Here is a 26,093-nt window from a genome sequence, read left to right on the forward strand (position 1 = left end):
ATCGTGGGGCGCGCTTGAACGCCGCGGTGGCGATTCCGGAAGGGCCTGACGCCCCCCGGTCGGATTAGACAAAGCCCGAACGAGGCCTGTGGCGCCGCGGACTCCTGGGGAAAACCCCCCAATTGTTTGAGCGCTGCACGTTTGCCAACATGGCCGCCAGGCGATCAAGCGCCCGTTGCTCCACATGGGAGATTTCTATGCACGGCTGGTGATCGACATGGCACCCGGCGAAACCATCCGCGCCGGTTTGGCAATGCTCCACTCGCTGCACCTCGAAGACGGATCGCCGTGGCCGCTGACCGCCGAAACCGGTGGTCCGGCCACGGTCGACCCTGCCGTGATCGGCTCGGGCCGGCCCGTTCCGCCCCTGGCCAAGGCTTCGCCGCGGTGGACATCGTCACAGGGCCACCGGCCCACCCCCTCACATCCTCCATGATTTGAAGAACCACCGCGGGGTCGGGGGGCGTCGCCCTGCCGTCCGGTCGCGAAGGAGAGTAAGGACATGAGCGACCCGACCTTCGCCCTGGAGGCGATCAATCCTTTCGGGATCAGCGGCTTCGGCATCCGTGTCTCTCCAGACTTCGCGGATCTCGACGGCGACGGCGACCTCGACGTTCTGATCGGCAACGACCGAGGCGACACGGTGGTCTACCGGAACGTCGGGACGGCGACGGCTCCGAGCTTCACCCTGGTCGGCACCAACCCCTTTGGTCTCGGCAATGTTGGCAGCCTTGATGTGCAGGGCTTCGCCAATTTTGCTGCGCCGGACCTCGCCGACATCGATGGTGACGGCGACCTCGACGTTCTGATCGGCAACCACCGAGGCGACACCGTAGTCTATCGGAACGTCGGGACGACAACGGCGCCGAGCTTTACCCTGATCGGCACCAATCCTTTCGGTCTTGGCGACGTCGGCAGCTGCGCCGCACCGGACCTCGCCGACCTCGACGGTGATGGCGACCTCGACGTTCTGATCGGCAACAGCAGCGGCAACACGGTCGTCTTCCGCAACGTCGGGACGGTGGAGGCGCCAAGCTTCACCCTGGTCGGCGTCAACTCCTTCGGTCTCGGCAATGTCGGCACCTACGCCTCGCCGGACCTCGTGGACCTCGACGGCGATGGGGACCTTGACGTTCTGATCGGCAACGACAATGGCGACATGGTCCTTTACCGGAACGTCGGAACGGCAGCGGCGCCAAGCTTCACTCTGGTCGGCACAAACCCCTTTGGCCTCGGCCATGTTCGCGATTGGCCCACTCAGTATTCCGTGAGCCTCGTCGCTGTTTTGTCGGCCACGCCGGACCTCGTCGACATCGACGGCGATGGCGACCTCGACGTCCTGCTCGGCGTCAACTACGGAACCATCGTGCTGCTCCGCAACGGGCCGCCGCCCCCCGCCGCCCCAACGGGCCTCGCGCTGACGGTGGGCTCCAACAGCGGCTCGACCGCCGACACGCTGACCAACGTCGCCACGCCAGCGATCGCCGGCACGGCGGCAGCGGGTGCGACGGTGGTGCTGTACCAGGGCGCGACGGCGCTGGGCACGGCGATGGCCGACGGTGCAGGCCAGTGGACGGTGACGTCGGCCTCGCTGAGCGACGGCGCCCATTCCCTGAGCGCCAAGGCCAGCAATGCCGACGGCACCTCGACCGCCTCGACGGCGCTGACGGTGACCATCGACACCACGCCACCCACGGCGACGGTGCAGTTCGAGGACGACCGCATCGATGCGGTGGAGCAGACCAGCACCGCCTTCACCATCACCGACGGCGAGCCCGGGGCGGCCTACAGCTGGACGATCACCTCCTCGGGTGGCGGCCAAGCGACCGGCAGCGGCCTGCTGAACGCGGGTACGAACCGAATCGACGGACTGAACCTGTCGGGCCTGGGCGACGGCACCCTCACCCTGGCGCTCAGCCTGACCGATGCCGCCGGCAACAGATCCCCGCTGCTCGGCGCGACGACGCAGAAGCTGACGGCGGCCGTGGACGGGCCGACGGAACAGATTGTCGATGGCACCATCGTCCACCGTTCGATCACCACCGGCGCCGGGGGCAATCGCATCGCCACGGTGCGCATCGAAGCGCCGGCCGCCGACCGTCAGGAGGACGGCAGCACGCCCAACCCCGATCTGGCCGACGTGCCGGTCGTTCAGGAGGAGGTGGCCGACGCCCAGACCGCGCAGACATCCACGGTCACCACCCTGATGCTCAGCGTCCAGACCGGCGTTGCGGTCACCGCCTCGGGCCGCGCCGAGCGGGCCGGCGCCGCCGACACGGGGGACGGCCTGATCACCGCCATCGAGGATTGGACGGAGGAAGGCTCTCCCTCGCGCATCGGCCTGACCGACGGCGGAACCAGGTTCCTGGCGACACTGCCGGCGCAGGCCCAGCTTCTGGTCCGCGCCATCGACTTCACCGCGCCCGGCGTGGCCGCCGGCCAGGCGGTGCAGACCAAGGTGACCGGCACCACGCTGGGCGGCACCGGCCCGACCAGCACGGCGCCGACCGCGGTGGTGCTCAACACCACGGGCCTGGCCGGGCCGGTGACCATCCAGCTCGACAACGTCGAGTTCGCGGCGGTGGTCGGCAACGCCACGCTGGTCGGCGGCGACGGCGAGCAGATCGTCTACGGCGACGACCACGAGCAGTACATGCATCTGGGCGAAGGCGACGACCTCCTGCACGGCGGCGGCGGCAACGACACGATCACCAGCGGCGGCGGCAACGACACGCTGTACGGCGACGACGGCGACGACGTGGTGCACGGCGGCGAGGGCGACGACTGGCTGTTCGGCGGGTCGGGTCACGACCTGATCGGCGGCGGCACGGGCAACGACCGGCTGTTCGGCGGGACGGGCGACGACCTGCTGTTCGGCGAGGAGGGCGACGACACGCTGACCGGCAACGAGGGCAACGACACGCTGAGCGGCGGGGCGGGCAACGACCTGCTGTTCGGCGAGGACGGCGACGACCTGCTGGCCGGGGACGAGGGCGACGACACGCTCAGCGGCGGGGCGGGCAAGGACACGGCGCTGGGCGGGGCGGGCCGCGACCTGATCGGGCTCGGCGCCGGCAACGACCTCGGGGTTGGCGGGGACGGCAACGACACGCTGTTCGGCGAGGAGGGCGACGACACGCTGTTCGGCGGGGCGGGTGACGACGTGCTGCACGGCGGGGCCGGCAACGACGTGCTGTTCGCCGACGGCGGAGCGGACACGCTGTGGGGCGGCGAGGGCGCGGACGTCTTCGCCTTCGGGCGCAGCTCCGGCGGGTCGGTGGTGATGGACTTCGAGGTGGGGGTGGACCGGCTGGCCTTCTACGAGGCCGGCATCGAGCTTGGCGCGGTGATCCGCTCGGCGCGGGTGGAGGGCGGCAACACCACGCTCGACGTCGGCGGGGGCAACCGCATCACCATCCTCGGCCAGACCGGCAACGTCGCCGCCTGGTTCGGCTGAGCGGCGGCGCCGCCGTCGGAGTTGGCGAAGCGGCCCAGCGCCCGAGCCCACAGTGGCGGCCTTGCGTGACCGTTCGTTGACGGTTCGATGATGATTGGGGTGCGAACGGACGCGGGAACCGGCCCGGCGACGGCGGCTCTGCCACAGCCGGGCATTATTGCGGGCTCGGTGGTTGTCAGCGGGCCGTTACCCACCAATGTGAACGGCAGCCGGGCGGTTCCATGACCGCCCGCTTCCCACCCGGCATGCCCGCCGTTCGACACTCCATCAAGGAGGCGGCCCCAAGAGGCCGAAATTATATGCGTCGTCACCGCCGCGCGAAGATCGTTGCCACGGTCGGTCCCGCCAGCAACACGCCCGAGATGCTGAAGCGGCTGTTCCTGGCCGGCGTCGATACCTTCCGCCTGAATTTCAGCCATGGGACGCACGAGGATCACGCCAAGGTCCACGCCGCCATCCGCGCCCTGGAGGCCGAGATGGGCCGCCCCATCGGCATTCTTCAGGATCTGCAGGGACCGAAGATCCGCGTCGGCACCATCCGTGACGGCAAGATCACCGTCGCCGCCGGCGAATCGATCCGCTTCGTCCTGTCCGGCGCCGACGGCGACAGGACCGCGATCCCGCTGCCCCATCCGGAAATCTTCGCGGCGGTGATGCCGGGCCACAATCTGCTGATCGACGACGGGCGCGTGCGCGTCGCCGTGACCGGGCTGGGCGACGACTACATCGACGCCAAGGTGGTGATCGGCGGGACCATCTCCAACCGCAAGGGCGTCAATCTGCCCGACACGGTGCTGGAGCTGTCGCCCCTGACCGCCAAGGACCGCGTCGACCTCGCCTTCGGGCTGGAGCTGGGCGTCGACTGGGTGGCGATGTCCTTCGTGCAGAAGCCCGCCGACCTGCTGGAGGCCCGCGGGCTGATCGGCGACCGCGCCGGGCTGATGTCGAAGATCGAGAAGCCGGCGGCGCTTGACCGCATCGACGACATCATCCGCCTGTCGGACTCGGTCATGGTCGCCCGCGGCGACCTGGGCGTCGAGATCCCGCACGAGGAGGTGCCGGGCCGCCAGAAGGAGCTGGTGCGCGCCTGCCGCCTCGCCGTGAAGCCGGTGATCGTGGCGACGCAGATGCTCGATTCCATGGTCAACGCGCCGACCCCGACGCGGGCCGAGGCGTCCGACGTGGCGACCGCCATCTATGACGGTGCCGACGCGGTGATGCTGTCGGCGGAATCGGCCAGCGGCGCCTTCCCGGTGGAGGCCGTGGAGATGATGGACCGCATCATCCGCAGCACCGAGCAGCACAAGCTCTACCGCTCGATCATCGACGCCTCGGACCCCGGCGAGGAGCAGACCGCGCCCCACGCGGTGGCCGCCGCCGCCGCCGATCTGGCCGAGGTGATCCACGCATCGACCATCGTCGCCTACACCTCCAGCGGCACCACGGCCGCGCGCATCGCCCGCCGGCGTCCGGCGGTGCCGATCCTGGCGATCACGCCGCACGCCGCGGTGTCGCGCCGCCTGTCCCTGCTCTGGGGCGCGCACAGCGTCCTGTCCGCCGACATCCACACCTACGAGGAAATGGTCGAGCGGGCGCTGGGCTTCGCCAAGGAGGAGGGCTTCGCCAAGCCCAACGACCAGATGGTCGTGGTGGCCGGCATTCCCTTCGCGAAGGCGGGGACCACCAACAACCTGCGCGTGGTGCAGGTCGAGGGGTAAGGGTCCGGCAACGGTGCCCCCTCCCTAAACCCTCCCTCGCTTCGCAGGGGAGGAGATAAATCTCCCTCTCCCGCGAAAGCGGGGGAGGGCTGGGGTGGGGGCAAACCTTACGGCTTCTTGTACGTCTCGCTGTCCATATGGGCGAGCTGCGCCGCCGGGTAGCGCTCGCCCGCCGCGGCGCCGGGAGGCAGGGCTTCGGCCAGCTGCGCCAGATCCTTCGCCGACAGGGTGAGGTCCAGGGCCCCCAACGCCTCGGCCAGACGGTCGCGGCGGCGGGCGCCGACCAGCGGGACGATGTCGCGGCCCTGAGCCGCCACCCAGGCGATGGCGACCTGGGCGACCGAACCGCCGATGCGCTGGGCGATCTCCCGCAGACGCTCGACCAGCGCCAGATTCCGGTCCAGATTCTCGCCCTGGAAGCGCGGGCTGCGGCTGCGGAAGTCCTGGCCCGTGCGGTCCTTGCTCCAGTGACCGCTGATCAGGCCGCGCGACAGCACGCCGTAGGCGGTGACGCCGATGCCAAGCTCCCGGCAGGTGGGCAGGATGGCCTCCTCGATGCCGCGGGAGATCAGGGAATATTCGATCTGCAGGTCGCTGATCGGGTGCACCGCGGCGGCGCGGCGGATGGTGTCCGGGCCGACCTCCGACAGGCCGATGTGGCGGATGTAACCGGCCTTCACCATGTCGGCCATGGCGCCCACCGTGTCCTCGATGGGGACGCTCGGGTCGAGCCGCGCCGGGCGGTAGATGTCGATGTGGTCCACCCCCAGCCGGCGCAGCGAGTAGGTCAGGAAGTTCTTCACCGCCGCCGGGCGGGAATCGTAGCCGTTCCAGCCCATCTGTGGATCGCGCAGGGCACCGAACTTCACGCTGATGAGCAGCCCGTCGCGGTCGCGCCCGCGCAGGGCGTCGCGGATGAGCAGTTCGTTGTGCCCCATGCCGTAGAAATCGCCGGTGTCGAGCAGCGTGATCCCGGCGTCGAGCGCCGCGTGGATCGTGGCGATGCTCTCCTCCTGGTCGGCGGGGCCGTAGAAGTCCGACATGCCCATGCAGCCGAGACCGATGACCGAGCTGACAGGGCAGGCGGCCCCGAGCGTGCGCTGTTCCATGTTCCTGATCCTCTCCGTCCGTCGCGGCGCCGTTCCAGCGCCGCCTTGCCCTGAATGATGACCCGGGGATGATGACCCGGCGCCATTGATCCGATAAGCTGGACAATGCCGAACGGGCTGTTCACGGCATCGAACAATCGGAACCCGGGAATGGACGACACCGACCTGCGCGACCTGCAAGCCTTCGCCGCCGTCGCCCGCCATCGCAGCTTCCGCCGCGCGGCGCTGGAGCAGCGCGTGTCCGTCTCCAGCCTCAGCCAGCGGATGCGGGAGCTGGAAGAGCATCTCGGCGTCCGCCTGCTGAACCGCACCACCCGCAGTGTCGCCCCGACCGAGGCCGGGGAGCAGCTTCTGCGCCGGCTGGAACCGGCGCTGGGCGAGGTGGCCGGTGCCCTGTCCGACTTGCGGGAGCGCCAGGGGCGGCCGGCGGGGCGGCTGCGCATCAACGCGCCGGCCCCGGCGGTCGATCTCGTGCTGGCCCCGATGGTCACGCCCTTCCTGACCCGCTTTCCGGATGTGGAACTGGAAATCACCGTGGACATCGCCCTGATCGACATCGTGGCGCAGGGCTACGACGCGGGCGTGCGCTACGAGGAACATCTGGCGCAGGACATGATCGCGGTGCCGCTCGGCCCGCCGCAGCGCTTCGTGCTGTGCGCCGCGCCGTCCGTGCTCGACCGTTTTGGGGTGCCGGAACGGCCCGAGGACCTGCTGGGCAAGCCGAGCGTCTCGACCGTCTACGCCAGCGGCGCCCACCCGCCCTGGGAGTTCGAGAAGGACGGCCGCATCGTGCGCATCCAGCCCGGAGGACCCTTCCACGCCGGGCACACCGGCATCCAGCTGCGGGCGGCGCTGGACGGGTTGGGGTTCCTGATGACCTTCGATGAGTATGTGCGCGAGCACATCGCCGCCGGCCGTCTCGTCGCCGTGCTGGAGGACTGGAGCCAGAGCTTTCCCGGCCCCTTCCTCTATTACCCCTCGCGCCGCCAGCCTCCGGCGTCGCTGCGCGCCTTCCTCGACTTCCTCAAGGACTGGCGCCGTCAGGCCGCTCCGTAGGGAGTCAGATTGTGCAGAGGAATCGGCGCTCTCCGCCCTCCAGGACCAGCGCGGTCAGCCGGTTGGAGGCGTAGGCGCCGGTGTCGATGCCGATGCGATTGGATCGGATGTCCGGCTGCTCGACGATGGTGTGGCCGTGCACGACGAGCTTGCCATGGTCGAGGTGGGAGGTCAGGAACTCCCGCCGGATCCACAGCAGATCCTCATCCCGCTGGCGGTGCAGCGGCAGGCCGGGGCGGATGCCGGCGTGGACGAACAGATAGTCGCCGATGGCGACGCTGGAGCGCAGCCCGGCCAGGAAGGCCCGGTGATGGGGCGGCAGGGCGGCGGCGAAGCGCTGGCGGGCTTCGTCCACATGCTCCGGCGGGGCGCCCTCGACGGGGGCCGGAACGCCGTAGCTGGCCAACGTCGCCCGCCCGCCATAGTCCAGCCAGTCCGGCCCGGCCTCCGGCTTCTCGATGAAGTCCATCATCGCGGCCTCGTGGTTGCCGCGCAGGTGGATGGCGCCGAAGCCGGGCAGGGGCTCCCGGCACAGCCGTTCGATGACCATCGCGGAGTCCGGACCGCGGTCCACATAGTCGCCGAGGAAGACCAGATACTTGACGAGGTCGGCGCCGCTCGCGGCGTCGCGGTCGATCTGCGCCAGCAACTGGTCCAGCAGATCCAGGCGTCCGTGGATGTCGCCCACCGCGTAGACGCGCACGCCCCGCGGCACATGGCTCGCGACGGGCTCCGGGTCCGACCACAGTTTGCGCGCAAAGCCGAACACGCTCCGCTCTCCTCCGTCTTCGATGGGTGGGTCCTGCCTTGACAGGATGGGGATGACGGCGCGCGCTCTCAAGTCGGACAGCCGCTTGCCCGGACCGCCTTCACCGAATTCATCCTCATGGGGCGAGTCGGACGGCAAAGAGTGGGTGCGGTCAAGCGGCTGGAATGGGTACCCCGGACGGCGTTCCTTGGCGGCGCCGTCAGGAACCGGGCATGGCCCGGTCCAGCGCTTCCAGCAGGCCGCCCAGCCGGAACTCCACGGTCCGCCGGTCGAGCCGCGGCCAGTGATAGACCTGCGTCGCGCCGCCGGCCTGCTTTTGGAACTCCAGCCGCAGCGGGCAGTCCGAGCGGATCAGCGGCATCAGGCGCTCCATCGGGCCGCAGGTCAGGCCGATGCGTTGTGGTTCCTTGATGGCGGCGAAGCGCCTCAGCATTTCCGTACCGGCGTCCTCGTCGGCGACGGCGCCCTCGGCCACCTGGCTTAGGAAGCGGGTGAATTCGGGTGCCACCCCCTCCGGCGTCGCGTCGGGCTGGCCTGCTCCATCGAGCGCATCGGCGAGGTCGGAAAGCTGGCGCGGCGTGTAGAAACGCTGCGGTGGGGCGCCGTCCACCGCCAGGGTGACCGGGCGGGCGAGCGCTATGGGCTCGTCGAACACGATGTAGAGGGAGGTGCAGGCCGCGTCGCGCACCGCGCTGATGCTCAGCTCGCCGAGGCCGCCGCGGTTGTCGGGGAAGGGCTGGACGGCGGACACGGTGCAGCGCCGCCCGGCGCCCTCGCCGGCGCAGACGGTGTCGGAGACAGCCTTGGAGACAGAGGCCTCCACGGCCAGGGCGGACGTGGCCGTTCCCAGCCCGGCCACCAACAGGAACAGCCCGATCCGGCGCGTCATCGGCAAATGAATCCTCCTCCGGCGCATGATCTGAACGAGGGACGCTACCAGGGCCGGGCTTTCGTCCTGGTTAATGGTCCGGTTCGATTGGGTGGTGCGAACGCCCGGCAATCCCATCTTGGTGCGGCGTTTTCGCCGGTCCGGACTCTGCTAGGATGTGGGAAAAGAAGGACAAGGGGGAGGGGCGCCATGGACGAGAGCCCGATCCGCGTGCGCCGGTTTCGCGAAATCCTGCTGTGGCCGGTGCAGTTGATGCCGCTGAAGGCGGGCGCGCAGATCCAGAACCATTGGGAATGGCTGGGCGGGCCGGGCTGCCCCTGGCAGGAGGTGGCGGACGAGTTCACCCAGGACCCCGGCGAATTCAGCGAGCGCCATTACAGCGAGTTCGTGTCCTTCCTGCCCTATGTGCAGCGCTTCCTCTATGGCGAGGGGGAATCGCGCGACCACCGGCCCGGCTATGGCGGTTCTCCGATCCGCGTCTTCCGGCGGCGCGACGTGGCGGCGCTGACGGTCACCCTGAGGCGGGGGCAGGCGCCGTTGCGCTTCGCCATCGCCCATGTCGATCTGCATTTCTTCCACGATGTCGACGTGGCGATCCTCGTCGTCGAGCTGTTCGGCGAGGACCTGCCGCTGGACCGCGTGCAGGACACGCTGTTCCGGCTGGGCCGCACCTATCCCCCCGCCTGGGAACCGGACGGCAGCGCCGCGCAATGCCCGCACCGCGTCGAATGGATCGGCACCGACGGAGCCGTGCTCGCCGTTTCCGACTATGAGCGGAAGGCCGATTACCTGTCCTTCGTGTGCCGCCACCGGGCGCCGCGCATCGCCGCCCACTGGTCGTTCCTTCTGCGCCCTCTGGTCCACCACCATTCGGAGGAGACCGGGCTGCTCCGCTACCGCCAGCTCGAATATCAGCGGATGCCGGCCATGGCCTATCTGTCGCTGGACGAGCCGGAACGCCTGGAACGGGCGGATTGGGTACGGCTGGGTTTCGCAACGTCCCCTGGCTTAGGACCCAGCGAGGTGATGCCCTTCGCCCCCGCCTTCCTGGAGGGGTTCGAGCAGCGCTACTGCTACGACCGCTACTGGGACCCGCGGGCGCCCGGCGCCTGGACGCGCAGCCGCATCCTGTGCTGCGGCCATTCGCTGGTGATGGTGGGGCCGGAGGGCGACGCCTTCTTCACCGACGCGGAAACCGGGCTGCTCGGCCAGTTCCGGCACCAGTATTTCCTGTTGGGGCTGGTCGTGCATTTCCATCGGGCGGCGCTGGTGATGCTGTCCGACCGGCTGGTGCTGGCGGTCAGCCAGCTCGACATCGGCACCGTGGAGTCGGTGAAGCGGTTCAAGCGCGACATCCGGCAGGTGTTCGAGATCTTCCTGCGCTTCACCCACCGTTACTGGTTCCATGAGCTGTCGATCCAGGGGCCGCTGCGCGACCTGTTCCGCCTGTGGGCCGGGCATCTCGGCACCGACCGCCTCTACGCCGAGGTGCGGGACGAGGTTCAGGACATGTCTGATTACCTCGACAGCGACGGGCTGCGGCGGCAGGCCAACACGGTGCTGCGCCTGACCGTGGTCACGGTGGTCAGCACCATTGGCACGCTGGTCACAGGCTTCCTCGGCATGAACCTGCTCGCCATGGCCGACGACCCGCTGCCGGCGCGCGTTCTGTTCTTCCTATTCATCCTGCTGGCGACGGTCGGCCTGATCGCCTTCAGCGTGATGCGCTCCAAGCGTCTGGCCGACTTCCTGGAGGCGCTGTCGGACGAGCGGCTGCCGGGCCGGAGCAAGCTGGCGCTGCTGGCGAAGGTGTGGGAACGCCCGAGTCGCCGCGCCGGACCGCCCTTCTGAGCGGGTGGAGGGCCGGTGGAAACGTGATTTGAGGAAAGACCGGAAGGGTAGGGCGTCGCTTCCCCGAATGGAGATGACGGGCGCCAAAGAACAGGAGGAGGTCAGGAACCAGCCGGCCAAGCTCGCGTTCTTCTCAGCGAAAGCTCCACATTTGGGAGGACATCATGAGCATCGGCACCATTCTGCTCATCATTTTGATTCTCGTTCTAATCGGCGCGGTTCCGGCCTGGCCGCACAGCCGCGGTTGGGGCTATGGCCCGAGCGGCATCCTCGGCGTGCTGCTGCTGGTCCTGATCGTGCTGCTGCTGATGGGCCGCATCTGACGGGCAACCCGTCCGGGCAATCCAACGCGCGGGCGCCGTTCCCGTTCCGCCACCGGCCCCTGGGCGTCACGCTCCGGGGCTGCGGCCGGGACGGGAACGGCGCCCGTTGCGCATGACGAACATCAGCCAGCCGATCGGCCCCAGAATCAACACCATCACCACCCAGCCGGCCCGCGGGCCGAAGGGGCAGCGCGTGCCGGGCGGGGGACGCCACGGGCCGCCGCGCCGTGACAGCATCACATGAAGGAGGGGCGCGCCGTAAAGGGCGAACAGGATCAGCCAGGGTGCGAAGTCTTGTGCCATGGCGGCATGCTACCCCAGAACGGGTGGCCGCTCCCACCACGGAGCGTCGGGAACCGCGTCGTGGGCGCTTGTTCGATGATGTGTCCAAATGGTAATACCGCAACGCAGGAATGGACTTCATGCGTATGAGGCATGGTTGCGCCGCGGCGTTGCGGGCGATTATCCTCAGCGGCGTCCGATATGCCGAAAGGCGGATATCATGGCGGTTGAGATCGAACGGCGCTTTCTGGTCCGGAGGGACATCCGTCCCCTGTGCCGAAACGGCCTGTCCATCGTCCAGGGCTATCTGCCCTCCGACGATGGCCGCACGGTGCGGGTCCGGGTGGCCGGTCCGGACGCCACGCTGACCGTCAAAGGCCCCCGCCGCGGCCTGTGCCGCGAGGAGGTCGAACACCAGATACCCCTCGACCTCGCCCTGGGCCTGCTGCGCCACAGTTGCCGGCGCGGGCTGATCGAGAAGACCCGCTACCTTGCCCACCATCATGGCCTCTGTTGGGAAATCGATGTCTTCGGTGGCGAGAACGCCGGTCTGGTGATCGCCGAGGTCGAACTGTCCCATCCCGATCAGGTCGTTCCGCTTCCCGATTGGGTGGGGGCGGAGATCACGCATCGGGCTGCCTACAGCAACTCCGCCCTGTCGCGCAGCCCGATCCGCCACTGGGTCAACGCGGCTTAACTCCCCTCCCGGAAAAAAGAAGCCCCGGTCCGAAGGGAGGACCGGGGCCAAGGCTGCGTGGATGACTGTGTGCAATGCAGCAATCCGCGTGCCAGATTGTGCGGGCACTCCGGCGATGCGCCGAAAGGGGAACGCAGCCCAGCGCCGTCCTGTTGAGAAAAGGGCCGTCCGGAGGGGCGGCGGGCAACGGCGAACGGGAGTCTGGCACGATGTCTCAATACGAGAACCGATGGAAGGACGAGGCCCGCAACGTGGACGAGGACGACCGCCGCGACGTCCAAGACCGCAACGAATTTGGGCGTGGCGCCTACGGCGCAGGCGGTTATCCCCGGAGTGACTATGAAAGCGGCGGTTCCGGTGGACGCGATCCCAGCCGCCGCTGGGGCAGCGACTGGGGCCATGCCGAGCGCGGATGGCATCGCGACGACCGCGGGTGGGATGACCGGATGCGGGGTGAGCGGATGCGGGATGAGCGCTATCGCGATGAGCCCGTCGGCATGGCGCGGGAACGCAATTTCTGGGAGCAGGCGGGTGACGAGGTCGCCTCCTGGTTCGGCAACGACGATGCCGAATGCCGCCGTCAGGAGGACGAGCGGCGCGCCCAGTTCCGCGGCCGCGGCCCACGGGGCTACACCCGGTCGGACGAGCGTATCCGCGACGATCTGAACGACCGGCTGACCGAGGACCCCTATCTCGACGCCTCGGACATCACGGTGTCCGTGTCGGGCAGCGAGGTCACGTTGGACGGCACGGTGGACGACCGCATGGCGAAGCGGCGGGCCGAGGACTTGGCCGACGCCATCTCCGGGGTCCGTCACGTTCAGAACAACCTGCGCCTTCGCGAGCCGGGCGGCACCATGGCCTTCTGATACGGCGGCCTTCTGATACGGCCTTCTGATCGGGTGCGGCCTCCGAGGCACTGACGAGACGCCCCCGCTCCACCCGGTGCGGGGGCTTTCGCGCGTGCGCTCAATGGGCGGTGGTGCTGCGGGCGGTGGTGCCGGCGTCTTCGGCCATGAAGGGGCTGTACTGCTTGTCCACCGACTGGATGTGCTCGATGAACCATTCCTTCAGGAGCAGGATCAGGTCGATGCGCAGCATCATCTCGTTGCTGTCGTCATCGTCCAGGGTCAGCTTGTGCACCTCGTCGATGAAATAGCGGTGCGCGGCCCGGTGGGCGTCGAGGCCGGGATAGCCCTGCTGCTCCATCAGCGCCTCCTCCCGCTTGAAATGCACCGTCGTGTATTCCTGCAAGCCCCTCAGCAGCCCGGACAGGCTGGCACGGTCCTTTTCCGCGATGCCGGCCTTCAGCAGCCGGTTGAACATGTCGAGCAATTTTCGGTGGTCGTCGTCGAGAATTTCGACGCCGACGCTCATCGATTTATCCCAGGCAACATGTTGCATCGGATCAATCCTTTCAGAGGGCCGGGTCAGGCGAGTATAGGGGGCGCGGAAATCTTGTATTGCGATGTTAAAACCGGCAACCGCGGCGGCACAAGCGGCAAAAAACCGCAGGCCGGAGGTTGCGCCGCAGCCTGTTGACCTTGTGGGCCGGCAAAGGATGTGCTTCCCCGCGCGCCGTCCAGGCATTATGAAAATGCACGGGATCTGCGGAGTTCGGGACGATGGCGCTGCTGGACGATATTCTGGAAAAGAAGCGGGTTCTGGACGACGCCCGGCCGATGCCGTTGACGGTGGTCCGCGATCTGGCCGACCGCTTCGAGCGCGGCCTGACCACCGCCTGCCTCCTCGTCGAGGGGGTGGAGCTGTCCCCCGACGACATCCGCATGGTGCTGGACCGCGGCGCGGTGCTGCGCAGCCGTCCGGCCGAGCCGCAGCGCCTCGCGCTCAACCACCGCGCCGCGCTGGAGCTGATGGCCCGCCTGTCGTTCCAGGGCGGCGGGGTGGTGACGGAGCGCACGATCGCGGCCTTCCATGGCGTGCTCTACCAGGGGATCGACACGAACGCCGGGCGCTACCGGGACGGCGCGCTCAAGGACGACGCCGGGGCCTCTCCCGATCCGGCGAAGGTGCGGGTGTCGATGTCGGCGCTGTCGGGCTGGCTGCGCCGGACGGAAGCGGGGCCGGAGGCCGCCTTCGAGGCGCATCACCGGCTGATGAGCGTCCGCCCCTTCTTCCAGGGCAACGCCGCGACCGCGCTTTTGCTGTGCAACCTGATCCTGAACCGCGCCGGCTTCCCGCCGGTGGTGATCACGGACGAGGATCGCGAGATGTACGCCGCGATGGTCGAGCGCGCCTGGTCGCTCGGCGACAAGACGCCGTTCCGCGACCTGATGATGCGCTTGCTCGACCGCAGCCTGAACCTGTGCCTGCGCAGCGCCGCCCGCGCCCTCCGTGACTTCGAGCCGGCCGACGAGGATGAGCACGGCTTCGGCGGTGACCATGACGAGGGCTACGGCCGGCGCCCCTGACGGGGTCTGACGGTCAGCCTCGGGCTGGCAGCAGCAGGCGCGACGGCCGGGCGCCACCGCCGTGGATGAGCAGGGTGATGGGCTGCGCGTCGACCAGCCGGGTTTCGCCCGGCTCCGCCCCCGTCCCCGGATTGATGGGATAGGCCGGGAAGCAGGACCCGGCGAGGCTGAGGCGCAGCGCGCTTCCGGTGGGCAGAGTCGCGCAGAGCGCGCGCAGGGCCACCGGCATGGGACGCTGCTCGCCGCCCGGTTCGACCCGCGCGTGGCCCTGGCTGAGCGGCAGGACGCGCCCGTCGGGCAGCACGGCGGAGAGGACGGCGCTGACGTCGAAGGACGGGGCGTCCGCCTCCACCCAGATTTCCAGGGCGGCCAATCCCGACAAAGTCAGCGGCGCCGAGAGTGGAGCGGTGTCGTAGACCGCCACGTCGGGGCGGGCGTCGGCGGCGGCGCGGTCGCGCGGGCCGGCGTCGGGCACGGCATGACCGCCCACGGTGGGCACCGGATCGCGCGGGTCGTGGACCAGCACGTCGAGGAACGCTTCGTCCGGGGCGTCGTCGCGCAGGGCGCCGCCGCGCCGCGCCGCGAGTCCGTCGCTCGACAGATGCAGGGGCCATGCGGCGGGCGGCAAGGCCGGCAGGTCGCGCCAGCGGCGTTCCAGAACGTCGAACAGGCGGATTGGGCCGCCGCGCTCCGCGCCGTTCATCTCCCCTTTCAGGAAGCGCTCGAACCAGCCGAGTTGCAGGGCGTCGAAGGACGGCACGTCGGACGGCTTCGGGCTGTCGAGCCCGGCATGGACCGCCACCCCATGGCGATCCCAGGGACCGACCAGCAGGCGGACGGTGCCATCGCAGCCGGCGGACAAGGCGTCGTGCGCCTCCAGCGTGCCGGTCAGGCGCGGGTCGTACCAGCCGCCGATCTGAAGGACGGAGACCTCACCGATACCGCCGGAGAGAGCGTGGCGGGGGGACAGCTCGTCCCAGCTTCCGCCTGGGCCGGGCGTGGTCAGCCAGTCGTCGTAATGGCAATGGCGCGCGTAGTCCCGCAGCACCCGCGGGCGGGACGGAATCTCGTCGTCCAGCGGCAGGCTGCGGATCGCCTCCAGAAGCGCGCGGTAGGCCGCGCCATCCTCCAGCCGGCGGGCGGACTCCGCCGCGCAGTGCAGCGCCCAGCCCATCGCGTCGGCCAGACGGAAGGCGCCACCCTCCGTCGCCCAGTCGGTGAAGACATCCCAGCCGGCCAGAGCCGGAACCACCGCGCGCAGCGCGGCGGGCCGCTCGGTCAGGGCCAGAAGCTGCGCCATCCCGGCGTAGCCGCTGCCGTACATGCCGACGGTGCCGTTGGAACCGGGCAAGGAAGCCGCCCAGGCCACCGCGTCGGCGCCGTCCTCGCGCTCCGCTTCGAAGGGACGGAATCGGCCCTCCGACGTGCCGCGTCCGCGCACGTCCTGCACCACGACGACATAGCCCCGCGCGGCGTACCAGCGCGGGTGCGCGTAATGGCTGGTCATCGCCGTGCGCCGCCCGCAGGCCAGACGCAGCAGCAGGACCGGCCAGGGGCCGACCCCGTCGGGACGGTAGAGGTCGGCGTCCAGCCGCACACCGTCGCGCGTCCGCATGGAAACGGTTTCAGGAGGCCGGACGGCCAGGAGGGGCGGCTGTTCGAGAATCACCGGGGCCATATGGGTCATGGGGCGCCCTGCCGAGCAACTGTGACCGGCAACTCTCGCAAGCGCTGTGCCATGACCGATGGATGGCCGTCGCGATGTTCCCTCTCCCGTCCCGGAAGAGGGAAGGGGCCCGCGCAACGCGCGGGAAGGGTGAGGGTACCGGCAACAGGTTGGTGTCTGATCCTCGGGCGACCCTCACCCGGCGCCTTCGGCGCTACCCTCTCCGGGGCGGGAGAGGGTGCCCAAACGATGGGCAGACGCCTTTCCGGAAGGCGCTTTTACGAATCGTAGCTCATCAGCGAGACGCTGGGCACGTCCAGCTTGTCGCGGCCGTTGAGGAAGGTCAGCTCGACCAGGAAGGCGGCGGCGCGGACGTCGGCGCCGACGCGGCGCAGCAGGCTGATCGCCGCGGCCATGGTGCCGCCGGTCGCCAGCAGATCGTCGAGGACGACCACGCGCTGGCCGGGTTTCACGGCGTCGGCCTGAACCTCGATGGTGTCGGTGCCGTATTCCAGGTCGTAGGAATGGGCGACCTTGTCGCCGGGCAGCTTGCCGTGCTTGCGCACCATGATGAAGCCGGTGCCGAGCGCCAGGGCCAGCGGGGCGGCGATCAGGAAGCCGCGCGACTCGATGCCCACCAGCAGCTCCGGCTTGTGCGGGCGCAGCGCCTCGGCGAGCTGGTCCACCGCCTCCTTCCACGCCTCGGCGTGAGCCAGCAGCGGGGAGATGTCGTAGAAGAGGATGCCGGGCTTGGGGAAGTCGGCGATGCCGCGGATGTGGTTCTTCAGGTCGATGGGGTTCGGCATGGTGAAAAGGTTCCTGTGCAACGGCGGCGCCATACTATCGGGGCGGACCTCCGCGTGCAAACCACCGCTGTGCGGCTGTTTTTCCCCGGCTTGAGGTTGACCATCGGGGGGGCTTGCGGCCAAGTTCCTCTCCATAAGCATGAGCATCGCCGCATGGCGGCACCGGAAGGGAAGGGCAGGACGGGGCATGGCGCGCGAAAGGGCGTGGTTGGAATCGTCGCGCGCCGGCGACGGTGAATGGCGGCTGGCGGCTCTCGGCCATTGGGATTTGAAGGCCGCGGGTGGGCTTTCGGGCACGCTCGACGGCTTCGCGCTGGACGGCGGCGGGGCGGTCAGTCTCGACCTGTCGCGGCTGGACGCCATGGACACGGTCGGCGCCTATCTGCTGTCCGCCCTGTCCGACCGGCTGAAGGCGGCGGGCCACGGCGTCGATCTGGCCGCCATCCGCCCGGAGCACGCCGCCCTGTTCGACGCCGTGCGCGAGGTCGGCCCCCCGCCGGTCGAGCGGGCGCAGACGCACCGCCCCATCCTCGACATGCTGGAGCGCACCGGGCGCACCGCCGTCGATGGGCTGCGCGAGGGGCGGGACCTGCTGTCCTTCCTCGGCCTCATCGCCATCACCTTCGGGCGACTCATCGTCAACCCGCGGCGGCTGCGCTTCCGCTCGGTGATGTTCCACATCGAGCAGACCGGGCTGAACGCCCTGCCGATCCTCGGGCTGCTGTCCTTCCTGATCGGCGTGGTGCTGGCCTTCCAGGGGGCGGACCAGCTCCGCCGCTTTGGGGCGGAGCTGTTCGTGGTCAACCTGCTGGGCGTGTCGATCCTGCGCGAGATCGGCATCCTGATGACCGCCATCATCGTGGCGGGGCGCTCCGGCTCCGCCTTCACCGCGCAGATCGGCACCATGAAGGTGAACCAGGAGGTGGACGCCATCAGCACGCTGGGCCTGGACGTGGTGGAGCTTCTGGTGGTGCCGCGCGCGCTGGCCCTGATGATCACCCTGCCGCTGCTGGCCTTCTACGCCGACATCATGGGGCTGTTCGGCGGTGCGGTGATGAGCTACGCGACGCTGGACATCACCTTCGGGCAGTTCATCCGCCAGCTTCATGGCGCCGTCACCCTGCCGCATTTCCTGGTTGGACTGGTGAAGGCGCCGGTCTTCGCGCTGGTGATCGCCATGGTTGGCTGCTACGAGGGGCTGAAGGTCTCGGGCAGCGCCGAGAGCGTGGGCACGCTGACCACCAAGTCGGTGGTGGAGTCCATCTTCCTGGTGATCGTCCTGGACGCGGTCTTCTCCGTCCTGTTCTCCTTCCTCAGGCTGTGAGGGACCGTGGCGCCTTTCGACGATGACCAACGGACCGGTGCGCAGGACGCGGTGATCCGCGTGCGCGGGCTGGTCACGCGCTTCGGCCCGCAGGTGGTCCATGACGGGCTCGACCTCGACGTGCGGCGGGGCGAGGTGCTGGGCGTGGTCGGCGGCTCCGGCACCGGCAAGTCGGTCTTGCTCAAGGAGATCCTCGGCCTGATCCGCCCGGCGGACGGCCGGATCGAGCTGCTGGGCCGCGACACCGCCGGCCTGCCGGAATCGGAGCGGGTGGCGCTCCAGGCGCGCACCGGCGTGCTGTTCCAGAACGGCGCGCTGTTCAGCTCGATGACCGTGGCGCAGAACGTCATGGTCCCGCTGCGCGAGCACACCGACCTGTCGGCGGCGCTGTCGGCGGAGATCGCACGGGTCAAGATCGCCATGTCCGGCCTGCCGGCCAACGCCGGGGCGAAGTTCCCGTCGGAGCTGTCGGGCGGCATGATCAAGCGCGCCGGTCTGGCCCGCGCGCTGGCGCTCGACCCCGACATCCTGTTCCTCGACGAGCCGACCGCCGGGCTGGACCCCATCGGCGCCGCCGCCTTCGACCAGCTGATCCGCAACCTCCAGCGCAGCCTGGGGCTGACCGTCTTCATGGTCACCCACGACCTGGACAGCCTGACCTCCATCTGCGACCGCATCGCCGTGCTGGTGGACAAGAGGATTCGCGTGGGCACGCTGGAGGAGCATCTCCGCGACCCGCACCCCTGGATTCACGACTATTTCCACGGACCGCGCGGCCGCGCCGCGCGCCATGCAGAAAGCTGACCGGACGCCATGGAAACCCGCACCAGCTACATCCTTGTGGGCAGCTTCGTGTTGGCCTTGCTCGCCGGCCTCTTCGTCTTCACGGTCTGGGTCGCCAAGATCCAGCTGGAGGAGACGCGCCAGCCCTATTACATCTACTTCACCGGTTCGGTGACCGGCCTTCAGGAGGGCAGCCCGGTGCGCTACCGCGGCATCCCCGTGGGCACGGCGACCGACATCCGCCTGGACCCCAACGACGTCAGCCGCGTGCGCGTGCGGATCGAGGTGCAGGAAGGCACGCCGATCAAGACCGACTCCATCGCCTCGCTGGAGGTCCAGGGCATCACCGGCGGCGCCTACGTCCAGATTTCCGGCGGCACGGAGATGAGCGAGCTTCTGCGCACCGCGCATGACGGCGGCATCCCGGTGATCCCGTCGCGCCCGTCGTCGCTGACGGTCTTCGTCGACGCCGCGCCGCAGCTTCTGAACCGCGCGCTCGACCTGACCAACCGGGTGGCGGACCTGCTGACCCCGCAGAATCAAGCGGCCATCGCCGAGATCCTGGCGAACACCCGCGACCTGACCGGTGAGCTGGCCCGCGCCAGCCAGGGGCTGGACACGACGCTCGCCCAGGCCAACCGGACGCTCCAGGGCTTCGAGACGGTCGGGCCGCAGATCGGCGAGACCATGGACCAGGCGCAGCGCACGCTGGCCGCGGTGGAAGGCGGCATGAAGACGGTGAGCGGCGATCTGCACACGCTGGCCGGATCGCTCAACAAGACCGCCAACCAGCTCAACGCCATGATCGGGGAGAACCGCGGGGCGATCCGCGACTTCACCGGCGGCGGGCTGTATGAGCTGACTTTGTTGATCTCGCAGTTGCGCGACCTGTCGGGGCAATTGTCCCGCGTCGTGACGCGGATCGAAAACGACCCGTCGAACTTCCTGTTCGGCGGAACCCGCCAGGGCGTGGAGGTGCGTGGACGATGACGAACCGCTTGGTGACGAGCCGTTTGATGAAGGGGGCGGCGACGGCGCTGCTGGCGGTCGGCCTGATGACCGGCTGCGCGGCGCTGAACCCCACCGCGCCCAGCCTCTACACGCTGACGCCGGGGGCCGTGGCGGAGTCCGGGCTGCCGCCGGTGAGCTGGCAATTGCTGGTGGAGCCTCCGGCGGCCAGCGCCGGCATCGACACGCCGCGCATCGCGGTCACCCGCTCGGCCACCGCGCTCGACTACTTTGCCGGGGTGTCCTGGGCCGACCGGGCGCCGAACATGGTGCAGGGGCTGATCGTCCAGTCCTTCGAGGACAGCCGGCGGATCGTCTCGGTCGGGCGGGATTCCGCGGGCTTGCGCTCCGACTTCCTGCTGAAGACCGAACTGCGCGACTTCCAGGCGGAATTCAGCGACGCCAGCGCCGCGGCGCCGGACCGGGTGCGGGTGCGGCTGTCGGCCAAGCTGGTCGCCATGCCCAACCGGACCATCGAGGCGGGCGAGACCTTCGACGCCGTGGTCCCGGTGCGCGGGTCGGATTTCACCGACGTGATCGCCGCCTTCAACACGGCGCTGGGTCAGGTGGAAGGCGCGCTGGTGGATTGGACCCTGCGGCGGGGCGAGGCGGTGTTCCGTGCGGATGCCGGCCGTGGCCGTTCGGCGGGCGTCCGTTAAGGAAAGCGCTTGCTATGCGTACAAAGCCTCATACGTAATAGGGATCCAGGAAGGGCAGGGGCTGACGGGGCAGAGCATCCGATGATGGAGCTTTCGGAGCTTTCGCGCGACGAGTTGCAGGCGATGTCGGAGGCCGCGCGGGAGGTCCGGCAGTGCCAGCGCGTGCTCGCCAAGACCGGCGACACGGTGGTGGGGGAGCTTCTGCGCGGGCACGGCACGCTCTACGAATGGCGCCACTACCCGCCGGGCGACGTCTACGACGCCGAGTATCACGCCCAGTACTATTACCATTGCCATCCCGAGGACGAGCGGCCCGACGGTGAGCACGGGCACTTCCACACCTTCCTGCGCCCGCTCGGGATGCCGCCGGGCATGGAGCCGGTGCCCTTGCGGGATTACGAGGAGCCGGACAACCCCAACGACGCGCTGTCCCATCTGGTGGGGATCGCCATGGACGTGGCGGGGCAGCCGGTGCGCCTGTTCACGACGAACCGCTGGGTGACGGGGGAGACGTGGTACGGGGCCGAGGACGTGATCCGCATGCTCGACAGCTTCACCGTCGATCACGCCCGCCCGTCCTGGCCGGCGAACCGCTGGATCACTGCGATGCTTCGGCTGTTCCGGCCGCAGATCATCAGCCTGCTGCACGAGCGCGACCGGACGGTCGCCGCCTGGAGCGACCGCCATCCGGACGGCTGGGTCTACGAGGATCGGACGCTGGAGGTCACGTCGCAGATTCTGATCTCGGTGGAGGAGCAGATCGCGACGGTGGATCACGCGTTGCGCGGCGTGCGGCGGCGGTCCTCCGTGTTGCCGGAACCGCCGCGCTTCGTCACGCCGTAACGCACCGTGGGGAGGCTGCCGCCGGTCACACCGGCAGCAGCGCCTTGCCCGTGGTGCCCGGAACCTGCCGGGCCTGGGCCATCACCGCCTTCTGGACCTTCTCGAAGGCGCGCACCTCGAGCTGGCGCACGCGCTCGCGCGAGACGTGGAAGTGCTGGCTCAGCTCCTCCAGGGTCAGCGGCTCGTCGCGCAGGCGGCGGGCCACCAGGATCTGCCGCTCGCGGTCGTCGAGAACGCCCAGCCCCAGCTTGAGGAACTGCTGCCGGCGCTTGCGCTCCTGCGCACCGGCCAGGATCGCCTCTTGGTCGGGGCCCTCGTCGGCCAGAAGGTCCAGCCATTCGCTGTCGCCATCCTCGGCCAGGGTGGCGTTGAGCGAGCGGTCGGTGCCCAACCGGCGGTTCATCTCGATCACGTCGGCCTGGGAGACGTCCAGCGTCGTCGCGATGCTCTCCACCGCTTCCGGAGACAGATCGCCGCCGAAGGTGCCGTTCTCGGCGTCCTGCAACTGCGCCTTCAGCCGGCGCAGGCTGAAGAACAGCTTCTTCTGGGCCGCCGTGGTGCCGATCTTCACCAGCGACCAGTTGTGCAGCACATATTCCTGGATCGCCGCGCGGATCCACCAGGACGCGTAGGTGGCGAAGCGGAATCCCTTGTCGGGGTCGAACTTCTGCGCCGCCTGCATGACGCCGACGTTGCCCTCGGCGATCAGGTCGGACAGCGGTAGCCCGTAGCCCTGGTAGCCGCGGGCCATTTTGAAAACGAGCCGGAGGTGGCTGCCGATCAGCTTGTCGAGGGCGCGGCGGTCCTGCCGCTCCCGCCAGCGGATGGCGAGGTCGCGTTCCTGCTCGGGGGTGAGGTAGTCGTACTTGCGGGTTTCTTTTAGAAAGAGGGTGAGGGGTTCGCCAGAAACTGCCAGTTCCGTCAAAGAGCTTCTCCTGATTCCGGCATCCTCGGGAAACACCCTGCAATGGACCGATGGACCCCGGCCCGGCTGGCCGGCGGGGCCATCGGAGCGGGGTTGAGATCGGCTGTGGCCCAGGGCCGGCCGTAAATGTGTGGATGTCGGCAAGAGCTTAGAAATAAGAGGTCGCGGCGGCGGTTCAAGGGGTGGGGGGAAAGAAAGTATCCGCAGCCGGAAAATGGGAACTCCCCGGGACAGGCCGCGTTGGGGGTCGGTTGGGCCGCCTGGAATCGGCCCTGTGAGCGTCAATGGAGGGCCGCGGCCATGGACCTCGATCCGCTGCTTCTGTCACGAATCCAGTTCGCTTTCGTGATTTCTTTTCACATTCTTTTCCCATCTTTTACGGTGGGGCTGGCCTGCTGGATCGCCGTTCTGGAGGCGCGTTGGCTGATCACCGGCAAGGCGCTGTACCGCAGCCTGTCGGAATTCTGGACGCGGATCTTCGCCATTTCCTTCGGCATGGGCGTGGTGTCGGGAATCGTGATGACCTACCAGTTCGGCACGAACTGGAGCCGCTGGTCCGACATCGTCGGCAACGTTCTGGGGCCGCTGATCCAGTACGAGGTGGTGACCGCCTTCTTCCTGGAGGCCGCCTTCCTCGGCATCCTCCTGTTCGGGCGGGACCGCGTGCCGCGGGGCATCCATTTCCTGGCGGCGGTTCTGGTGGCCACCGGGACGGTGCTGTCCTCCTTCTGGATTCTCTCGGCGAACAGTTGGATGCACACCCCGGCGGGGGCGGAACTGCGCGACGGGCGGTTCTTCGTCACCGACTGGTGGGCGGTGGTGTTCAACCCCTCCTTCCCCTACCGGCTGGCCCACATGCTGACCGCGATGTTCCTGACCACCGGATTCGTGGTGGCGGGCATCAGCGCCTTCTATCTGCTGCGCAACCGCTTCCTGGAACACGCGCGGGTTGGGCTCAGCATGTCGTTGGCGCTCATCACCATCCTGGCGCCTTTGCAGATCTTCCTCGGCGACCTGCACGGGCTGAACACGCTGGAGCACCAGCCGGCCAAGATCGCCGCGATGGAGGGCCATTGGGAGGGCGGGGCGCGGGCACCGCTGATCCTGTTCGCCATCCCCGACAACGAGGCGGAGACCAACCACGCGGAAATCGCCATTCCCGCCCTGTCGAGCCTGATCCTGACCCACGAGTGGGACGGGGTGGTTCCCGGCCTGAAGAACTTCCCGGTGGCGGACCGGCCGAACCCGGAAATCCTGTTCTGGACCTTCCGCATCATGGTGGCGATCGGCATGGTCATGCTGACGGTGGCGCTGATCCATCTGGTGCAGCGGGTGCGCGGGAAACTCTACAGCCCGCACTGGTTCCATAAGGTTCTGGTCGGCTGCATGCCGCTGGGCTTCATCGCCATACTCGCCGGCTGGTTCACCACCGAGATCGGGCGCCAGCCCTGGGTCGTCTACGGGATGATCCGCACGGCGGACGCGGTCACCCCGGCGCTGACCGGTGGCGCGGTGCTGACCTCGCTGATCGTGTTCATGGTGGTCTACGCGATCATCTACGGGGCCGGGACCTATTATCTGTTCCGCTTGCTGACCATCGGCCCGGCGCGGCTGAACGACGAGGATCTGGAGGTCCCGGCGGTGGCGCAGGGCCACCAGCCGAAGCGGCCGCTGTCGGTGCCCGGCGAATCCATCGAACCCGCGGAGTGACGCCCATGGAAGGCAGCCTGCTGACCCTCGCCTGGGTCGCCATCGTTGGTTTCGCCGTCTTCATGTATGTGCTGATGGACGGCTTCGACCTCGGTATCGGCATCCTCTACCCCTTCGCCCCCAGCGAGGAGGCGCGGGACGTCATGATGAACTCGGTGGCGCCGGTCTGGGACTTCAACGAGACGTGGCTGATCCTCGGCGGGGCGGGGCTGTTCGCGGCCTTTCCCATCGCCTACGCCATCGTCCTGCCGGCGATGTATCTGCCGCTGCTGCTGATGCTGATCGCCCTGATCTTCCGCGGCGTCGCCTTCGAGTTCCGCTTCAAGGCGCGGAGCAGCCGCCATTTGTGGAACAAGGCCTTCTTCCTCGGCTCGCTGCTCGCCACCTTCGCGCAGGGGGTGGTCCTCGGCTCCTTCATCCAGGGGATCGAGGTGGAGGGGCGCAACTTCGCCGGGACCATGCTGGACTGGCTGACCCCCTTCAGCCTGTTCTGCGGCGTGGCGCTGATCGCCGGCTACGCGCTGCTGGGGAGCACGTGGCTGATCTGGCGGACCATCGGGATTTTGCAGGACTGGTGCTTCCGCGTGGCGCGGCGACTCCTCATCGTGGTGCTGGTTCTGGTCGCGGCGGTCAGCCTGTGGACGCCCTTCCTGGACGCTTCCATTGCCGCGCGCTGGTTCTCGGTTCCCAACATCCTGTTGCTGTCGCCGGTGCCGCTGATGGTCGGCTTCCTCGCCTTCGGCCTGTGGCGGGCGCTGGACGAGGGGCGGGAGGTGCTGCCCTTCGCCTTCGCCATGGGGCTGTTCGCCCTGTCCTACCTGGGGCTGGCGATCAGCCTGTGGCCGGTGCTGATCCCGCCGGGAATCACCGTGTGGCAGGCGGCCGCCCCTCCGGAAACCCAGGTCTTCCTGCTGATCGGCATGGCCTTCCTGATTCCGACGATCCTGATCTACACCGCGTACAGCTATTGGGTTTTCCGCGGCAAGGTGACGGGCGCCATTGGTTATCATTGATGGCGGTTATCATTGAAGGCGGCGATTATTGAGAACCTGCCCGACGCTGGCGTACAACAGTCGACCCCTTTTCGACGGAGACCGCGCCATGACCCCAGACACCGCCCCGGACATCAGCTTCGCCGAGGTGATGCTGCGCAAGGGCGCGGAGCTTCTGCAGGACACGCTTCCAGAAGACGCGGCCGAGGAGGCGGTGAACATCATGGCGCGCCGTCTCGCCATCGCCGCGACGATGGACGCTCCGCTGGTCGTCCACGCCGAGGGCGGCGGGCGTCCGGAGATGTTCGAGGAGGCGATGCGGCTGGCCGGAGTCTCCGCCGGGGAGCGCGCCGCCGCCCTGGCCGAGGCCCGGCAGGCCGAGCGCGCCGTGGTGTTCGAGTTCGACGGCACCGGCCCGCTGACCGGCAACCGCGTGGTCGCCGCGGTGATTCGTCCGGAGGACCGGCCGGACCTTCTGGAGGCCTACATCGCCATCGGGCGCCTGCGCGACGGGACCGCCCAAGTGACCGTCGCCCCGGCGACCCTGCGCCTCGACGCCCGCGCGCTGGCGGAGACGCTGGCGCTGATCGGTCCGGCGGCGCAGCACAGCCTCAACGCCGCCAACGCCGCCATGGCCCACGCGGCGAACATCACCGCTTTGCCGGGGCATGAGCTGGACAGCATGCCGGGCGCCCTCGTCGCGCTCTACTGGCACGCCTTCTGCCTGTCCTCGGCCCGCACGCGGCTGCGCCCCACCGGGCCAAACGCGCCGACCCTGCATTGAAGGCCGGGAG

General features: G+C 68.9%; 24 protein-coding genes. 16 read left to right on the plus strand and 8 right to left on the minus strand.

Annotation, left to right across the window (positions count from 1 at the left end; all coding sequences use genetic code 11):
- Positions 1-502 precede the first annotated feature (502 nt).
- Both ACWPN7_RS03975 and pyk read left to right on the plus strand, forming a co-directional pair.
- Positions 503-3,457: an FG-GAP-like repeat-containing protein gene (locus tag ACWPN7_RS03975; protein WP_459196716.1), complete on the plus strand. Its 2,955-nt coding sequence runs from the start codon at positions 503-505 to the stop codon at positions 3,455-3,457.
- 299 nt (positions 3,458-3,756) lie between these two features.
- Positions 3,757-5,175, plus strand: coding sequence for a pyruvate kinase (gene pyk, locus ACWPN7_RS03980; RefSeq protein WP_456529050.1), 1,419 nt, complete (start codon positions 3,757-3,759; stop codon positions 5,173-5,175).
- A gap of 107 nt (positions 5,176-5,282) precedes the next feature.
- On the opposite strand, the gene ACWPN7_RS03985 is transcribed toward pyk, so the two are convergent.
- Positions 5,283-6,284: an aldo/keto reductase gene (locus ACWPN7_RS03985; RefSeq protein ID WP_459196717.1), complete on the minus strand. Its 1,002-nt coding sequence runs from the start codon at positions 6,282-6,284 to the stop codon at positions 5,283-5,285.
- Positions 6,285-6,434: 150 nt separating this feature from the next.
- Between ACWPN7_RS03985 and ACWPN7_RS03990 the strand changes: the two genes are divergently transcribed.
- Complete coding sequence (locus ACWPN7_RS03990) at positions 6,435-7,340, plus strand: LysR family transcriptional regulator (protein ID WP_103041812.1); 906 nt, start codon at positions 6,435-6,437, stop codon at positions 7,338-7,340.
- A 4-nt stretch (positions 7,341-7,344) separates the two neighbouring features.
- Here ACWPN7_RS03990 and ACWPN7_RS03995 read toward each other — a convergent pair whose 3' ends face one another.
- Both ACWPN7_RS03995 and ACWPN7_RS04000 read right to left on the minus strand, forming a co-directional pair.
- The gene (locus tag ACWPN7_RS03995) at positions 7,345-8,109 is read right to left on the minus strand and encodes a metallophosphoesterase family protein (RefSeq protein ID WP_103041810.1); all 765 of its coding nucleotides are present in this window, start codon (positions 8,107-8,109) and stop codon (positions 7,345-7,347) included.
- 199 nt (positions 8,110-8,308) lie between these two features.
- Positions 8,309-8,998, minus strand: a complete 690-nt coding sequence (locus ACWPN7_RS04000) for a hypothetical protein (protein WP_459196718.1) — start codon at positions 8,996-8,998, stop codon at positions 8,309-8,311.
- A gap of 189 nt (positions 8,999-9,187) precedes the next feature.
- On the opposite strand from ACWPN7_RS04000, the gene ACWPN7_RS04005 reads away from it, so the two are divergent.
- Positions 9,188-10,849, plus strand: coding sequence for a CorA family divalent cation transporter (locus ACWPN7_RS04005; protein WP_456529049.1), 1,662 nt, complete (start codon positions 9,188-9,190; stop codon positions 10,847-10,849).
- 164 nt (positions 10,850-11,013) lie between these two features.
- Positions 11,014-11,172 carry a DUF3309 family protein gene (locus ACWPN7_RS04010; RefSeq protein ID WP_014198602.1) on the plus strand — a complete coding sequence of 53 codons (159 nt, stop codon included), beginning with the start codon at positions 11,014-11,016 and terminating at the stop codon, positions 11,170-11,172.
- Between the two features lie 66 nt (positions 11,173-11,238).
- On the opposite strand, the gene ACWPN7_RS04015 is transcribed toward ACWPN7_RS04010, so the two are convergent.
- Positions 11,239-11,475 carry a hypothetical protein gene (locus tag ACWPN7_RS04015; protein WP_014198603.1) on the minus strand — a complete coding sequence of 79 codons (237 nt, stop codon included), beginning with the start codon at positions 11,473-11,475 and terminating at the stop codon, positions 11,239-11,241.
- Positions 11,476-11,674: 199 nt separating this feature from the next.
- Here ACWPN7_RS04015 and ACWPN7_RS04020 point away from each other — a divergent pair, with 199 nt between their 5' ends.
- A complete protein-coding gene (locus tag ACWPN7_RS04020) occupies positions 11,675-12,151 on the plus strand; it encodes a CYTH domain-containing protein (protein WP_040134242.1) in 477 nt (158 codons plus the stop codon).
- Between the two features lie 209 nt (positions 12,152-12,360).
- Positions 12,361-13,020 carry a BON domain-containing protein gene (locus ACWPN7_RS04025; RefSeq protein WP_459196719.1) on the plus strand — a complete coding sequence of 220 codons (660 nt, stop codon included), beginning with the start codon at positions 12,361-12,363 and terminating at the stop codon, positions 13,018-13,020.
- A 100-nt stretch (positions 13,021-13,120) separates the two neighbouring features.
- Here the strand turns inward: ACWPN7_RS04025 and ACWPN7_RS04030 are convergent, their stop codons facing one another.
- Positions 13,121-13,555, minus strand: coding sequence for a bacteriohemerythrin (locus ACWPN7_RS04030; RefSeq protein ID WP_040134241.1), 435 nt, complete (start codon positions 13,553-13,555; stop codon positions 13,121-13,123).
- Positions 13,556-13,776: 221 nt separating this feature from the next.
- Between ACWPN7_RS04030 and ACWPN7_RS04035 the strand changes: the two genes are divergently transcribed.
- Positions 13,777-14,583: a Fic family protein gene (locus ACWPN7_RS04035; RefSeq protein ID WP_014198607.1), complete on the plus strand. Its 807-nt coding sequence runs from the start codon at positions 13,777-13,779 to the stop codon at positions 14,581-14,583.
- A 13-nt stretch (positions 14,584-14,596) separates the two neighbouring features.
- On the opposite strand, the gene ACWPN7_RS04040 is transcribed toward ACWPN7_RS04035, so the two are convergent.
- Together ACWPN7_RS04040 and ACWPN7_RS04045 are read right to left on the minus strand one after the other, a co-directional pair.
- A complete protein-coding gene (locus tag ACWPN7_RS04040) occupies positions 14,597-16,198 on the minus strand; it encodes a CocE/NonD family hydrolase (RefSeq protein ID WP_459196720.1) in 1,602 nt (533 codons plus the stop codon).
- 329 nt (positions 16,199-16,527) lie between these two features.
- Positions 16,528-17,043 carry an adenine phosphoribosyltransferase gene (locus tag ACWPN7_RS04045; protein WP_035678983.1) on the minus strand — a complete coding sequence of 172 codons (516 nt, stop codon included), beginning with the start codon at positions 17,041-17,043 and terminating at the stop codon, positions 16,528-16,530.
- 199 nt (positions 17,044-17,242) lie between these two features.
- On the opposite strand from ACWPN7_RS04045, the gene ACWPN7_RS04050 reads away from it, so the two are divergent.
- The 5 genes from ACWPN7_RS04050 to ACWPN7_RS04070 all read left to right on the plus strand — a co-directional run bounded on the left by ACWPN7_RS04050 (position 17,243) and on the right by ACWPN7_RS04070 (position 21,672).
- Entirely contained in the window at positions 17,243-18,379 is a 1,137-nt protein-coding gene (locus ACWPN7_RS04050) for an ABC transporter permease (RefSeq protein WP_040134239.1), read from the plus strand.
- 6 nt (positions 18,380-18,385) lie between these two features.
- Entirely contained in the window at positions 18,386-19,183 is a 798-nt protein-coding gene (locus ACWPN7_RS04055) for an ABC transporter ATP-binding protein (protein ID WP_451993982.1), read from the plus strand.
- 9 nt (positions 19,184-19,192) lie between these two features.
- Positions 19,193-20,152 carry an MlaD family protein gene (locus ACWPN7_RS04060; protein WP_014198614.1) on the plus strand — a complete coding sequence of 320 codons (960 nt, stop codon included), beginning with the start codon at positions 19,193-19,195 and terminating at the stop codon, positions 20,150-20,152.
- Positions 20,149-20,829 (plus strand): ABC-type transport auxiliary lipoprotein family protein, encoded by a 681-nt coding sequence (locus ACWPN7_RS04065; RefSeq protein WP_247887773.1) that lies wholly within the window; start codon positions 20,149-20,151, stop codon positions 20,827-20,829. The genes ACWPN7_RS04060 and ACWPN7_RS04065 overlap by 4 nt, the downstream gene beginning before the upstream one ends.
- An 81-nt stretch (positions 20,830-20,910) precedes the next feature.
- The gene (locus tag ACWPN7_RS04070; protein ID WP_040134237.1) at positions 20,911-21,672 is read left to right on the plus strand and encodes a DUF6969 family protein; all 762 of its coding nucleotides are present in this window, start codon (positions 20,911-20,913) and stop codon (positions 21,670-21,672) included.
- 25 nt (positions 21,673-21,697) lie between these two features.
- Here ACWPN7_RS04070 and rpoH read toward each other — a convergent pair whose 3' ends face one another.
- The gene (gene rpoH, locus ACWPN7_RS04075; protein ID WP_040134236.1) at positions 21,698-22,597 is read right to left on the minus strand and encodes an RNA polymerase sigma factor RpoH; all 900 of its coding nucleotides are present in this window, start codon (positions 22,595-22,597) and stop codon (positions 21,698-21,700) included.
- A 300-nt stretch (positions 22,598-22,897) separates the two neighbouring features.
- Here rpoH and ACWPN7_RS04080 point away from each other — a divergent pair, with 300 nt between their 5' ends.
- From ACWPN7_RS04080 to ACWPN7_RS04090, 3 genes are all read left to right on the plus strand, one after another.
- Positions 22,898-24,307 (plus strand): cytochrome ubiquinol oxidase subunit I, encoded by a 1,410-nt coding sequence (locus ACWPN7_RS04080; RefSeq protein ID WP_149650404.1) that lies wholly within the window; start codon positions 22,898-22,900, stop codon positions 24,305-24,307.
- Positions 24,308-24,312: 5 nt separating this feature from the next.
- The gene (gene cydB, locus ACWPN7_RS04085; RefSeq protein ID WP_040134234.1) at positions 24,313-25,320 is read left to right on the plus strand and encodes a cytochrome d ubiquinol oxidase subunit II; all 1,008 of its coding nucleotides are present in this window, start codon (positions 24,313-24,315) and stop codon (positions 25,318-25,320) included.
- Positions 25,321-25,408: 88 nt separating this feature from the next.
- A complete protein-coding gene (locus tag ACWPN7_RS04090) occupies positions 25,409-26,083 on the plus strand; it encodes a hypothetical protein (protein ID WP_247874700.1) in 675 nt (224 codons plus the stop codon).
- The last annotated feature ends 10 nt before the right edge of the window (positions 26,084-26,093 follow it).

The sequence above is a fragment of the Azospirillum sp. UENF 312511 genome, assembly GCF_058780635.1.